Source organism: Shewanella sp. A22 (assembly GCF_053850585.1).
On sequence record NZ_JBSQBN010000112.1, the window covers coordinates 1 to 14,910 of the forward strand.

The window sequence follows — 14,910 nt, forward strand, 5'->3', positions numbered from 1 at the left end:
CTCTCAGGTATTCCACTTCTGTGTTACATCGATTTAAAAGGGAACAACCATTTCTACATCAATGTGCCTTGAATTGAAAAACCTGAGAGACTCTGAACTGACCAGATATTTAATGAGATTGGTATTATTACGCCGGAGGAGCTGTTTCGATAAAAAATGGCTCCTTTTCTATTGCTGCTAAAAACAGTTTTAGTTTTGGATAACCTTCAATATCAATCCGCTGGCGAAACACCGCCCAACTTAAATAGCAACCTAATCGTAATTGCACATCATTAAATGGGCCTCGCAGGGGTAAATCAAATTGTTCGAATTCTGCTAATGTCGTATTTATACGTTGTGTTTGTCTTATGGTGTAATCAAAACGCTCAATATCAACGCCATCACGAGTGAGAAAAAACAAATTAATTGAACTGTCTAACGCAGTATTGATCATGCAAAACTGATCAAGCTCGAGTACTGAATCAAGGTATGGTTTTGATGATTTATGACGTATGTGGCGCAAGATTGCACTGGAATCCGTTAACGATAATTGTCCATCGTGTAAAAAGGGTACCCGTTGAGTTGGAGATAGTTCTGCGCTGCTGGCCTGATCTGTTTCAATAAATTGATAATCTAACGTTGACTCTAATAAGGCAATTCGGCAATGCCGAACAAAAGGAGACGTGAAGCTACCGTAAAGTTTCATGGGTTACCCTTGTGATGATGTTAAACACTTTGCTCTAAAGGACCAAATACTAGGTTAATCGCATTGATAAAAGCGACTAATTCACTGCCCATTAAGGCGAAGTCAGCATCTAAACGGGCTAATGGATCTTCCGTCCCAACTTCATCATTACCTGCTCTAAATTCTTCAGAAAACTTAAGTCGCTTAATACTGGCATCAGATTGCATTAAAAAAGCAATCGACTGGCCAAAATGTAATGCTAATTTGTGTACTTGCTTACCTGTTGCAATATGAGCAAGCACTTCGTCTTCTTGAAGAACCTGTTGTTTAAAGCGTACGATACCGCCCTCATCAGAATCGGATTTAAGTTCTGCTTCATCTTGCATTTCAAATGGTGCTGGCGCTTCACCAGCCTGTAACCATTGCGTTAATGTTGACTCTATGGGGGTGGCATAACTCAAAGGGATGACTGGTAGGCTGCCTAAGGCTTTGCGCAATAATGCTAATAATTCTTCGGCTTTAGTGGCACTAGAACTATCGACTAAAATCATTTCTAGTTCAGGCATGATGAGTGCGTGAGTTTGACTGCGACGAGAAAAAGCCCGAGGCAGTAATGTCGTTGTGATCTCATCTTTAATGGTGTCTTTTTCTTTTTTGGTTACTTTGCGGTTTTCTTGGTCTTCAATCTGCGCCACTTTTTCATCTAAGGCTTCTTTGATCACTTGGCCTGGGAGAATTTTTTCTTCTTTAGTGACACAAATTAGATGGCGGTTTTCTGCGCTGTGTACTAATGCTTGTCCTTTTTTACCAAGGGCGTTTGAAAAACCAAATTTACTGATATCTTGGCTTGAACAGGGTGAAAACGTGAAGTCGGCTAGGGCTGTTTCTAATGTTTCTGTGTCGGTTGAGAAAGGTTTGTTGAAACGGTACAAGGTGAGATTTTTAAACCACATAGAAGGCTCTCATTAATTAAAGAAGAAAAATACAATAAGGTAAGTTTACGGTATAGAAGCGAAGCGGTAAACCTACAAAAAAAGCACCAGCAAGACAACGCACCATCATTCAAATCATTCTTCATCAAATTGTCATATTTCTTTTTTGTTGCGTGAAACCAGTGTCATAGCTTAAAAGTGAACAAATTAAGAACGCTTAAATTGTTTTATATTAGCGCTTCATTAATCAGTGAAATATTTCTGAAACATTCTCAAGGCAGAATGCCGCTCGTTCCGATACAACTAACCATGATGAATTAGCGTCAAAAGGATGAAATGATGAATGTTTTTTGTAAAACTCTATTGGCCTCTGCAATGGCAGCCTCAGTAGTTTCAAGTGCATATGCCGCCGATCCGCTTCAAGTTTACGGCAAGTTAAATGTAACTGCCCAATCAAATGATGTTAATGATGAAACTGAAACCACGATTCAAAGTAATGCATCGCGTTTTGGTGTTACTGGAGAGTTTGAGTTAGGTAAGTCTTTGGCTGCTTTCTACACGATTGAATATGAAGTTGATACGGGTGATGACGTTAAAGATAACTTTAAAGCTCGTAACCAGTTTGTGGGTTTGAAAGGTCATTTTGGAGCCGTGTCAGTGGGTCGTAACGACACGATTTTAAAAGTTTCACAAGGTAAAATTGATCAGTTTAACGATCTTGCTGGTGACATGAAAACCTTGTTTAAAGGTGAAAATCGTATGGCGCAAACCGCTACCTATTACACACCAACCTATGGTGATTTTCAGGCGGGTGTGACATATGTAGCCTCAGGGGATTCAGACCAAATTGTTGGTGATAATAGCACCGGTGAAGATGGTGTGAGTATGGCGTTGATGTATGGTGATGCACTCTTGAAAAGCACTGCAATCTATGCCGCTATTGCCTATGATTCAAAAGTAAAAGGTTATGATACTGCACGTGCAACGGTACAGGGTAAAGTGGCCGGTATAGTGGTTGGCGGCATGTACCAACAACAAGAAAAACTAGACAGTGGTATTACAGATGATGGTTTTTTGTTAAGTACAGCGTATGGCATTAATAATATTACCTTAAAAGCACAATACCAAGACATGGAAAATAAGGGTAATTCATGGTCTGTTGGTGCCGATTATAAGTTAGGTAAGCCAACGAAACTATTTGCTTTTTATACTGCTAATTCATTTGATTCAAATGAGCAGGATGATAACTATATTGGTGTTGGTTTAGAGCACAAATTTTAAGGCTTGTGTGTTATTTCGTTAAATAAAATGGTTAACTGATCTCCTTTTGCAGTGTTTATGGCTTATTTTTCTGCGTTACCGTTTAGGTCTGTAGAATACAATATGTCATAAGCGCTGCCTTGGATATCTTTCACCTTGAAAGAATGCAGCTTTTAGCTAAGTCAATAAGGGATAAAAATCCAAAAGGGCTTAGGCCCTTTTTTATAGTATGTTAACCGCAATGAATTTTTTATGACAAAACGACATGTTTAATGTCAGAATCAATGGCTACATCATAAATCTGTAACAAAAGTGTCTAATAATAGCCTCGTGGCAAATTAACCGTAGAAACTCAATATGACAGCTAGGATTTTAATAGTAGAAGATGAATCAGCAATTCGTGAGATGCTGACATTTGTGATGGACCAACATGGTTTTACGACAGCTGCCGCTGAAGATTATGATTCAGCGATTGAGTTGCTTCAGGAACCTTATCCAGACTTGATTTTATTGGATTGGATGTTTCCTGGTGGGAGTGGCATTCAATTAGCCAAACGCTTAAAGCAAGATGAATTTACACGTCAAATTCCAATCATTATGTTAACAGCACGTGGTGAGGAAGAAGATAAAGTTAAAGGGCTAGAAGTTGGCGCTGATGACTATATTACAAAACCTTTTTCACCTAAAGAGCTGGTGGCCAGAATAAAAGCGGTATTGCGCAGAAGTGCCCCGACTCGCCTAGAGGAAACCATTGATGTGCAGGGGTTACAACTTGATCCTGTGAGTCATCGTGTTACCGTCGGTGAAGCCGTGCTCGATATGGGGCCAACAGAGTTTCGCTTGTTGCATTTCTTTATGACGCATCCTGAACGTGTATATAGTCGCGAGCAGTTACTCGATAATGTTTGGGGCACCAATGTGTATGTTGAAGACAGAACCGTTGATGTACATATTCGACGTTTACGAAAAGCGGTAGAAGAAGGCGGACATGATAAGTTGATCCAAACCGTTCGTGGGGCCGGTTATCGTTTTTCAACCCGAATGTAATATTTATTGGCAGTGTTAAAGGTTTTGTCACGATGACATCGCCTTTATGGAAACTGTTTTGCTGTCTAGCCATATAAGTCTATTTAGGCTATCTTGTGGTTCCTCGTTTGCCTTCATTATCAGTTACAATACTGAATGTTTGGCGGCGTTATTTTCGCATTTAGGTAGCCTATGTTTATCGCGTATTCAGGATATCGTTTATTTTTCCGGTTAGCTTTACTGCTTGTTTTATTTATGCTTATTGGTGCCTTATTCGGGCATATCATCATTGTCATGTTAGTTGGCACCATTGCACTGCTTGTGTGGCATTATCGCCAAATTACTCGTTTAAATTTTTGGTTATGGAAAGATAAAAAACTCACTCCGCCACAAGGTAGAGGTAGTTGGGAAGGCGTGTTTAATGGGATATATCGTCTACAAGGAAAAAATCGTCGTCGGGTAAGTCAATTAGCGATGTTATTAGGGCGTTTTCGCCAAGGTGCAGAGGCTTTACCCGATGCCGCTGTGGTACTAGATGCTGAGCACAATATTTTATGGTGTAACAAACTGGCTCAGTTAATTTTAGGGTTTGTTTGGCCTCAAGATAATGGCCAGCGGATCGACAATCTCATTCGCCATCCAGATTTTTCTACCTATTTAAAAAAAGCACAATATAAAGAACCATTAGAAATCCCATCTCCAGTGTCTGATAAGCGTTTACTTGAAATTAGGATTATGAGTTATGGTGATCGACAATTATTATTGATCGCTCGAGATATTACTCGCATTCAGCAATTAGAAGGTATGCGCAGAGATTTTGTGGCAAATGTGTCCCATGAACTTAAAACCCCACTAACGGTCTTGCAAGGGTATTTAGAAATCATGCAAACCATGGAAGAGGCTGACTCTCCTAATCACAAACCACTCTCTTTGATGCAGCAACAGACGGCTAGGATGCAGTCGATGGTTGAACAGTTGTTAGCGTTGTCGCGTATTGAAGATGCCGCAGATATTGATTTATCACAAACCGTTAATATGGCATTAATGATGGAGATCCTAAAGGAAGAAGCCAAAGCTCTGGCAGGCACAGAATATACATTAGAGTTTAATTGCGAGCCGGGTTTGAATACCCATGGTAACGAATTGCAATTACGCAGTGCTTGCTCTAATTTAATTTCAAATGCAATTCGCTATACCACTCCTGGTGGCACCATTTCGGTGACGTGGCGAAGTGTTGCCACTGGAGCACTGTTTTCGGTGAAAGATACTGGGGTGGGGATTGCGCCACAACATATTAACCGTTTAACAGAACGTTTTTATCGGGTCGATAATGCCCGCTCCAGTAAAACAGGTGGCAGTGGTTTAGGCTTAGCCATTGCAAAACATGCACTCAATCACCACCACAGCGAATTAAACGTAACGAGTGAGTACGGTAAAGGCAGTATCTTTAGTTTTATTATCCCGTCTCACCTACTTGTGCGGCAATAGTGATACCAATCTCATTAAATATCTGGTCAGTTCAGAGTCTCTCAGGTTTTTCAATTCAAGGCACATTGATGTAGAAATGGTTGTTTCCTTTTAAATCGATGTAACACAGAAGTGGAATGCCTGAGAGACTCCATTCTGGCGGGTTTTAAAGTCCTTTATGTTTCGTTAGATGCTTTCAAAATAGAATCACTATTCGCTTCAATCATCTGCCTTGCCTACAGCTCTTTGAACTCCCGCTGAAAGATCACATATTTAATAGGATTGGTATGACTCATCATTCACTAATGAAAACAGCATTTATGCTGTTTTTTTATGACGAATATACAGTCACCCTGAAAGAACTCTTGGTTCCAGTCATGTAGCTAGTTTATAAAATTTTGAGTGTAACAATAATGCCAACTGAGTGATGTTTTGCTCTATATTTATGTCAATTAAGTTGAAATTCTTTATTGTTCATCGATGATGACGAAATATTAGGGCATATTGTAATTGGTTAACCATTTGATTATTAATGTATATATTTTTATTTTGGTAAATGATACTAGTGTAATATAACTGTCATCTCAACGTCATAGACTTGTCATCAATGGGGTCGATACTGACTACGTTTTAAAAACTTAGTACGCTTAATTCTGGAGCATTACAATGAAACTGAACAAACTTGTCGGCGCGATTACTCTTACTGCCGCTGGCGTATTCTCAGCAGCATCTATGGCAGCTATTGATCCAACCTTACCAACATACGAAAAAACAAGCGGCGTGTCTGGTAACTTGTCTTCTGTCGGTTCTGATACATTAGCAAACATGATGACATTATGGGCTGAAGAGTTTAAACATATTTACCCAAATGTGAATATTCAAATTCAAGCGGCTGGTTCTTCTACAGCGCCACCAGCGTTAACAGAAGGGACTTCTCAGTTTGGCCCTATGAGCCGTAAAATGAAGCCTAATGAAGTTGAAGCGTTTGAAAAGCATTACGGTTATCAGCCAACAGCGGTCCGTGTCGCTATTGATGCGCTAGCAGTATTTGTCCATAAAGATAACCCTGTGACAGGATTAAGCATTGAACAAATTGACGGTATATTTTCGTCTACACATAAGTGTGGTGGTAAGGAAATTAACCGTTGGGGTGATGCTGGCTTAGACGGTAACTGGGCTGCCAAAGACGTTCAGCTTTACGGTCGTAATTCTGTGTCTGGCACATATGGTTACTTTAAAGAAAAAGCATTATGTAAAGGTGACTTCCGTCCAAACGTAAATGAGCAACCTGGTTCTGCTTCTGTTGTTCAATCTGTTTCTCAGTCATTGAATGCCATTGGTTACTCTGGTATTGGTTACAAGACTGCAGGTGTTAAAGCGGTCGCCATTTCTAAGAAAGGCGACAAGTTTATCGAAGCAACTGCCGCTAACGCAGCAAACGGTACTTACCCACTTTCTCGTTACTTATACGTTTATGTAAACAAGCATCCAAACAAAGATTTATCACCAATGGATCGTGAGTTCTTACGTTTTGTATTGTCAAAGCAGGGTCAGCAAGTTGTAGAAAAAGATGGTTATGTACCATTGCCAACATCTGTTATTGCTAAAGATTTAGCTAAAGTTGGAATCAAGCTTTAATTATCGAGCTTTCGATAAATGTTAAAAGACCTCATTGAGGTCTTTTTTGTTTTTGAGTCTGAAAAAAAGATAAAAAAAAGCAACCTAACGAAGAGGTTGCTGCTATTGCTATGGGCAATACTGTGGATAGATTGTTGCTACTATCAAATAGGAGAATGATGATGAACAAAAATAACGCTACTCGTTACAAATATAAATAAAGTAATGCAAATTCGGTTCATATAATCAGACTGCTCTATATGGAGTTAGTTCCCTTAAAATGTAAAAAAATACTCTTTTTTTAATAAAAATAAAATTAGACATAAGAATCGAGAGCCAACCCTGCGTTGAATAGGTTTATTTATTGTTTTTTATCAATGAATTATGTTTTATGATTAAATGTCAACATCACATTTATACAGTGGCAAGAATATGCAAAGTGAGTATGTCATATTGTTATTGTGGTTCATTTTAGCCACCACATCCCAATCTTAATGAACTTCTGGTTCGCGTCTCATTTGTCATTTAGAAAGCTATCCTGCTAATGCTATGGCAGTGCAATCATCTGCGAGCATATCTGCTAGGTATAGGGCTAATTTAGCTATTAAGGTATAAGGTAATGGCTTGCTGCTATTTAACAATATAAATTTAATGGCTTTTAGTGTGCTGAGTGTTCTATCACAAGCCGATAAAATGACTATAATGCTAGCAATACACTAGGAATTGGAATTGATTGCAAGGAGTTCAACTTAGATGCAAAAAGCGAAATCACTCTTGTCACATCAGTCAGGTTTCACGCTTATTGAGTTAATCGTGGTTATTATTGTTTTGGGGATCTTGGCCGTAACCGCGGCACCTAAATTTATTAACATTAGTACTGATGCTAATATTGCTGTTTTGCAATCTATGGGAGGAGCAATCAAGTCGGCAGGGAAGTTGGTTTATGCTAAGGCCACAATTCAGGGACTGGATGACTTAGCTGTTGGCAATGTTGATTTAGACGGTGATGGTACCTCCGACATTGAAACCCGTTTCGGTTACCCCAGCGGCTCACGTACGAATGGTATTTCAAAAGTCATGGGAGGGGATTTTGCAACAGAATGGATATGGTCAACGAATAACAGCCATAGTATTTTTTATCTTACCTTAGCCTCTTTTACTCATACTTCTGGGGCATACGTTAATCAGGTTCCAATTGTCGCTTCCAACTGTTATTTGATATACAACAGAGCGGTCAGTTTGGGTGATAATCCTACTATTGAATATGTCACATCTGATTGTTAATACTTATAAACTGTAGTCACTTCTAGTCAATGTTAAGTCTTTACCTTAACAAGTATCGTTAATATCAAATTCGAGCCATAACTTTATCAGAAACTGGATTTTATCCGCTTGCTGTCAGCATATTTTTATACCAATCCTATTAAATATGTGATCTTTCAGCGGGAGTTCAAAGTGCTGTAGGCAAGGCAGATGATTGAAGCGAATAGTGATCCTCGGTAACAAGCTCCTGCGTTACGCTACCTCCAGCATCTGACCGCCATGGATGGTGGGAATGTCTTATTTTTTATGGGAAAAAATAGACCATGCAGTCGTATTTTGAAAGCATCTAACGAAGCATAAAGGACTTTGAAACCCGCCAGAATGGCGTCTCTCAGGTATTCCACTTCTGTGTTACATCGATTTAAAAGGCAACAACCATTTCAACATCAATGTGCCTTGAATTGAAAAACCTGAGAGACTCTGAACTGACCAGATATTTAATGAGATTGGTATTACTCATCCAAGTGTTATTATTCTTGTTCAATTTGATGTTTTCTCTACTAAGTAAGGATTTTTTGTGACGGCAAACTGGAATGTACAACACGACTACCATTCAAGTGCTAATGCAGATGCTTTGTGCGTGTATCATCTTGAACTTAATCTTGCCGTTGATTTTGACTTACAACAACTTAGTGGTATCGCTCAGTTGCAATTTACACGGAAAAAATTCGCCACCTCTTTAGTGGTAGATTGCCGAGATTTGATCATAGAAAATATCACTGATAGCCATGCAAATAAACTGTCGTATGATGTGATTGATGTGAATGCCATATTAGGTCAAAAGCTGGTGATTAACGTTGGTGAACAAGTTAATGAGGTGGTGATTCATTATCGTACTTCAACAACGGCACAAGGGCTTCAGTGGCTTACGCCTGAGCAAACCTTAGGCAAAAAATTGCCTTATTTGTTCAGTCAATCGCAACCTATTAATGCTCGTAGTTGGATCCCGCTACAAGATACTCCAAAAGCGCGAATCACTTTTAATGCAACAGTCACAGCTCCACAAGGTTTACGTGCAGTGATGAGTGCAGAAAATACGCCTAAATTACCCCGTAATGGTGTGTTTACCTTTTGTATAAATAAACCCATTCCTACCCATTTATTAGCCATTGCTGTCGGAGAATTAAGTTTCCAAGCCACTGGCCCTAGAAGTGGAATTTATACTGAACCAGGTATGCTAGCTGCGGCAGCCAAAGAATTTGAAGATACCGAATCCATGATCAAAATGGCTGAGTCCATATTAGGCCCTTATGCTTGGGGACGCTATGACATGATTATATTGCCACCGAGTTTCCCTTTTGGTGGCATGGAAAATCCTATGTTGGCGTTTATGACACCTACGCTAATTGCTGGAGATAAGAGTCTGGTTTCAACGGTTGCTCATGAACTCGCTCATTCATGGACCGGCAATTTGGTCAGTAATGCAACTTGGCGAGACTTATGGCTTAATGAAGGGTTTACCACTTACTTTACCAATCGAATTGTAGAAGCCGTTTATGGTAAAGAGCAGGCTGAGCTTGAATGGGTTATCGAGTATGGACGTCTGCAAGAGGAAATCGCATCAATGCCCCTAGCTAGCCAAACATTACCTGCAAATGTGCAAGACCGTGATCCTAATTTGGCATTTAATCGGTTTACTTATGACAAGGCTTCTATGTTCATTCATGAGCTTGAAAGCCGATTAGGTCGAGCTGCATTCGATCGATTTCTTTTTCAGTATGTTGAGCATTTCTCGTTTAATGCTATTACTACCGAAATGTTTATTGATTATGCAAAACAGACATTGCTGGTGGAGCATAGCGATAAGTTAACCTTATCAGAGCTTAATGAATGGGTGTATGGCCAAGGGTTGCCGCAATGGTTTATTGGCCCAACGTCAAATAGCTTGGATAAAGTCGATTTGGCTGTGGAGGCTGTAGTCAAAGGAACTCCAGCAAGTGAGTTACAGATAGATGAATGGCGGGTTCACCACTGGCAATATTTTCTCTCTCAATTACCGCTAGTCGTTAGCCAAGACACGTTATTAGATTTGGATGATACTTTTAACTTAACTGACAGCCTCAATGCTGAAATTGCCTGCGATTGGTTTCGAGTTGCGATCCGTAATCATTTTGAACCTGTGTTACCCGCGTTAAGTGATTATTTATGCCGAATAGGTCGAGGCAAGTTTGTTAGGCCATTGTTTGTTGAATTACAAGTTGCTGGTTATCAGCAAGAGTTAGCCGCAATTTATGCAAAAGCTCGTCCTCGTTATCATCCTTCGCTGCAAGTGCAATTAGACAACTTACTGTAATTTTTCTATTGTTTTTACATCATAAAAGATAAAAAAATGGCAGCCATATTGGCTGCCAAAATAACTCTTTCCGGGATGTCATTAACTCCGCGCTAGCGTGTCAACACTTCCCAATGGGGATGATGATGAACAATGAACATTAAAACGGTGTAGCAGTAACTCAATCCTAACTGAAGCTTGAGGTAAGTAGGGTGAATCACTAAGCTGGATAATCAATTAACTCCGGGGGAGAAGGCAAATTCATTATGCTGCACTTACTTCAAACTACATCTTATTCGTTACATATAATAAGACTGAGCGTGACTTGGAAAGTTCACTATTAAGGTAAATATTTTTAAATTTATTTGATAAGATCAAATTGAGTTCATTTAGGAAAAATTAAAAGTTCATTAACTTTATGATTTTATTTGTATTAATGGTTTTTTGTAACTATCTAGACCATTTGGGTTTGTAGGAGAAGTGACTGATTAGTGATCATGTTCCTGCATTCACATTAAATTGACAAAAAAATGGCAACCAATTTGGTTGCCTAAGTCGTTCTTTACGGAGTGTTATTAACAATGCGCTAGCGTGTCAATACTCCCCAATAGGGATGATGAACAATGAACATAAAACTGTTATAGCAAGTCAGTGCAAAATGATAGATCACACTTTTGAATACAACTAAAGCGTCGGATGAAAACGTTTAGTGGCTTAATATTCATACTTGCTACATATATTCAGACTGGGGTTATGTGTAAAAGTTCATTTGAAAAGTAAAAAATTTAAAATAAATTGATTTTTACTTAATCCTATTCCAGGGAGTACGCTGAAAATGACAATATTTAAACGGTTTAAAAGGTGTGGTTAATAGTATTTAATTGTTATATATAAATGCTTTACGTTATTGTTGTTAACCGTGAACAATTAGAATTATTCTGCTTTCTGCACCTTTCTGCACCTTTCTACTGCTTGGTATGATGTTGATGTACGACTGTGAGGTCGATTTTTGGCCATAAAAAATGAGACATCTTCTGCATATATGGACCCATCCGGTTTGCAAGATATTTAATATCGACTTTGAGAAGAGTTCATTGCACCCACATATTCGGCCTGTTATTGAGGTGCTCCTCTGGCCCTGATGGATATATTTGCTTCTACTTTCCTTATCATCCTTACGGCTTCTTTAGAGCCAATGCAGAGCGAAGGTTTTAAGTAGAACAGCCTGACAGTATCATCATCAATTCAATTATCTTGGCAACTTGGTGGTTGTAAAACTCATTGTTAGCGCGTTAATGATTTCTTTTATGCAGCGATACGATATTCATCTTCTCTTGCTGCTATAACCCACGCTATTCGTGCAAGCTTGTTAGCGACGGCAACGCAAGCTCTGTTAAAACTATCCATGCAGTCGTCGGCAACTGTTCCTGCGTTGCTCTATCTCCTGCAAGACTACACCTACAGTCATTTTCATTGTACTGGGTCTAGTGACGCTAGCCTAAAATAGATTATATACCAATCAGGATTGGTATGATTATTAAGCAATAATAACAATAAATTATAGTATTTTATTAGAGCGTTAGGCGTCTAGATTAAGTTTTGGGATCAATCAACAGGCATAAAAAAAGGCAATCAAATGATTGCCTATCGATCGACTTAGCGATCAAGGGGACCGCGCTAGAAGTCCCAGGGAGATGATGAACAAAAAAGTGAATATCACTGTTACTTAATTTGAGTACTTAATAGGCGAAAAGTTCAAAAAAAATCTATTTTTTTATAAAAATATCCAACATAATTTAATATTGTTTAATTATTAGTAAGTTAACGAGTTATGTTGTGATGGCGAATAGTGAAATGATGAACACAGTTTGTTCGAGTGCATCGTGGGGAAGGTTTATTTTAACTTAACATGCTCGGAAAATGGGTATTACGCTAGGTGCGTAAGCAGGCGACTAATTACGGCATTAATCGCCCAAAGTAAACTCACCGTTGTTTCAGTGTTTTTTATATGTAAATGTTAATCAAGTAGCTTTTCAATGACAGTGCGAAGCTCTTCTGGTTTCGTCGTTGGTGCATAACGTTCAATTACGTTACCTTGTTTATCGACTAAAAATTTAGTGAAATTCCATTTAATTGACTCGCTACCTAAAAGGCCTTTGGCAGATTTTTTAAGAAAGTGATACAAGGAATGGGTGTTAGTACCATTCACTTCAATTTTGCTAAAGAGTGGGAAAGTCACACCAAAGTTAAGTTCGCAGAACTGGCTGATCTCTTCTTCATTGCCTTGTTCTTGCTTGCCGAATTGATTACAAGGGAAACCTAAAATGACTAAACCACGATCTTTATATTGTTGATATAAGGCTTCAAGCGCTTTGTATTGAGGCGTAAACCCGCATTTACTCGCAGTGTTTACAATAAGTAAAACCTTATCTTTAAAGTGCTCCATGACAACGTCATTGCCTTGAATGTCTTTTACGATGATAGGATATATGGCTGCGGTCATGTGAAGCTCCTTAAAGATAAAAAATTAACTATATGCTAAAAATAAATGGTTGGCAATTAAGTTGTGGGCAATTTAATTTATCTGTTTGCTTATCAATACTAATTTCAATATAGTTTGCGCATATTTTACTATCAAGAATTAAGGGCGGGCTTATGAATGAATTGAAGAACGAACTTAACTCTGAAGATGAAGTGGATGCAGGTTCACAACCACAAGCAGATGTAAGTCAGGTAGTACATTTATTAACAGAAGTTGAAGGTGACGAACAGGCGGTCGTGTTCAGTGATATTTTAACTGAAGCAGAGCCTGGCACGATTGCTTTATTGCTGGAATCGTTACCGCTTGATGAGCGTTATGAACGTTGGCAGCAAGTGGATGTTGAAGAACGTGTTGACGTTCTAAACTTGATGCGCGCAGATCCTCGTTTAGGCATTGTTAAGAAAATGCCTGATGAGGAATTAGATTTACTCTTTTCTCAATTAAGCCCTGAAGACCTTATTGAGTGGAGTGATTCGTTACCCGATAACATCACCGATCGTGCATTGGCACAGATGGGTGAACGCCAACGTAAACATTTTGAACTGTATGATCAATATTCTGAAAATGAAATTGGCCGTTATGCTGATCACCAGATGTTGGCATTAAGTCTTACTTCTACTGTCGCGCAAGGACAACGCTTTTTTCGTCGAATCGATTTAGATTGTAATGACCACCTGTTTTTAGTGGACAACAATGATAAATATTTGGGGACAGTTCGGCGTTATGATGTTTTCAAAACGGCCGATCTTGATACTCAATTACAGGCGTTAAAATGGGAAGATAGCCGAGTCATCTCTGCCGATTCATCCTTGATAGAAGCGGCAGAAGCCATTGAGCATAGCCGGGAGCTTGAATTACCTGTTATTGATGAAGAAGGTATACTTATTGGTCGCATGACACTACGTACCGCGACAGCCTTAGTGCGTGAACATTACGAAGCGCAATTAATGGCAACGGCTGGTATGGATGAACACGACGATTTATTCGCTCCTATTGTGGTGGGAGCAAAACGGCGTGCAGTGTGGTTAGGGATTAACTTGCTTACGGCATTTTTAGCCTCTGCTACCATTGGATTATTTGAGAATGTGCTATCACAAGTGGTTGCGTTAGCCGTATTGATGCCGATAGTTGCCTCTATGGGGGGCATTGCTGGCAGCCAGTCGTTAACATTAATGATCCGTGGCATGGCAATGGGTCAGATTTCAGCTGGTAACGTGATGTCGTTGATGAAAAACGAACTCGGTATTGGTGCGCTCAACGGCTTGTTGTGGTCGATTGTCATCGGTATTATTGCTGGTTGGTGGTTTAGCGATATGGTAATGGGCGTCGTAATTGCCTTTGCTATTTTAGTGAATATGGCTGTTGCTGCAATTGCCGGTGTGATGGTTCCAATGATCTTACAACGTTTTAATCAAGATGCAGCGTTATCTGGATCGGTTATTCTGACCACCGTGACCGACGTGGTCGGTTTTTTTACCTTCTTAGGATTGGCCACCCTATTTTATCTGTAAAAGGACGTTGCTAGTGTTACTTCGTTTTAGCTTGTTATATCGCAATACTCTGATTTAATAGTTAATACCAATCTGCATTAGAATTTGCTCTTTTAGCGAAAATTATCAGTGAGGTATTCGAGGCTGCCTTTTGAAGAAATAGTTGTTCTCGGCAACTGCTCCTGCGTTACTCTACCTCCAGCATCCATGCAGTCGTCGGCAACTGCTCCTGCGTTGCTCTACCTCCAGCATCCATGCAGTCGTCGGCAACTGCTCCTGCGTTGCTCTACCTCCAGCATCCATGCAGTCGTACGTTA

General features: G+C 39.4%; 10 protein-coding genes. 7 read left to right on the plus strand and 3 right to left on the minus strand.

The genetic code is table 11. From position 1 onward, the window contains the following. Positions 1 to 127 precede the first annotated feature (127 nt). Together ACWXWT_RS16440 and rdgC are read right to left on the minus strand one after the other, a co-directional pair. On the minus strand, positions 128 to 685 hold the full coding sequence (locus ACWXWT_RS16440; protein ID WP_456042657.1) for a glutathione S-transferase family protein: 558 nt from the start codon (positions 683 to 685) through the stop codon (positions 128 to 130). A 20-nt stretch (positions 686 to 705) separates the two neighbouring features. Further along, on the minus strand, positions 706 to 1,617 hold the full coding sequence (gene rdgC / locus ACWXWT_RS16445; protein ID WP_456042658.1) for a recombination-associated protein RdgC: 912 nt from the start codon (positions 1,615 to 1,617) through the stop codon (positions 706 to 708). Between the two features lie 315 nt (positions 1,618 to 1,932). Between rdgC and ACWXWT_RS16450 the strand changes: the two genes are divergently transcribed. The 6 genes from ACWXWT_RS16450 to ACWXWT_RS16475 all read left to right on the plus strand — a co-directional run bounded on the left by ACWXWT_RS16450 (position 1,933) and on the right by ACWXWT_RS16475 (position 10,582). Beyond that, the gene (locus tag ACWXWT_RS16450) at positions 1,933 to 2,877 is read left to right on the plus strand and encodes a porin (RefSeq protein ID WP_456042659.1); all 945 of its coding nucleotides are present in this window, start codon (positions 1,933 to 1,935) and stop codon (positions 2,875 to 2,877) included. Between the two features lie 336 nt (positions 2,878 to 3,213). Further along, positions 3,214 to 3,903 (plus strand): phosphate regulon transcriptional regulator PhoB, encoded by a 690-nt coding sequence (phoB, locus tag ACWXWT_RS16455; RefSeq protein ID WP_456042660.1) that lies wholly within the window; start codon positions 3,214 to 3,216, stop codon positions 3,901 to 3,903. A gap of 171 nt (positions 3,904 to 4,074) precedes the next feature. Further along, the gene (gene phoR / locus ACWXWT_RS16460) at positions 4,075 to 5,370 is read left to right on the plus strand and encodes a phosphate regulon sensor histidine kinase PhoR (RefSeq protein WP_456042661.1); all 1,296 of its coding nucleotides are present in this window, start codon (positions 4,075 to 4,077) and stop codon (positions 5,368 to 5,370) included. Positions 5,371 to 6,015: 645 nt separating this feature from the next. After that, a complete protein-coding gene (locus ACWXWT_RS16465) occupies positions 6,016 to 6,987 on the plus strand; it encodes a PstS family phosphate ABC transporter substrate-binding protein (RefSeq protein WP_456042662.1) in 972 nt (323 codons plus the stop codon). Between the two features lie 732 nt (positions 6,988 to 7,719). Next, the gene (locus tag ACWXWT_RS16470) at positions 7,720 to 8,250 is read left to right on the plus strand and encodes a type II secretion system protein (protein WP_456042663.1); all 531 of its coding nucleotides are present in this window, start codon (positions 7,720 to 7,722) and stop codon (positions 8,248 to 8,250) included. A gap of 556 nt (positions 8,251 to 8,806) precedes the next feature. Beyond that, positions 8,807 to 10,582 carry a M1 family metallopeptidase gene (locus ACWXWT_RS16475; RefSeq protein WP_456042664.1) on the plus strand — a complete coding sequence of 592 codons (1,776 nt, stop codon included), beginning with the start codon at positions 8,807 to 8,809 and terminating at the stop codon, positions 10,580 to 10,582. Positions 10,583 to 12,578: 1,996 nt separating this feature from the next. On the opposite strand, the gene ACWXWT_RS16480 is transcribed toward ACWXWT_RS16475, so the two are convergent. Then, complete coding sequence (locus ACWXWT_RS16480; protein WP_456042665.1) at positions 12,579 to 13,064, minus strand: glutathione peroxidase; 486 nt, start codon at positions 13,062 to 13,064, stop codon at positions 12,579 to 12,581. Between the two features lie 152 nt (positions 13,065 to 13,216). Here ACWXWT_RS16480 and ACWXWT_RS16485 point away from each other — a divergent pair, with 152 nt between their 5' ends. Continuing rightward, complete coding sequence (locus tag ACWXWT_RS16485; protein WP_456042666.1) at positions 13,217 to 14,614, plus strand: magnesium transporter; 1,398 nt, start codon at positions 13,217 to 13,219, stop codon at positions 14,612 to 14,614. Positions 14,615 to 14,910: the final 296 nt, after the last annotated feature.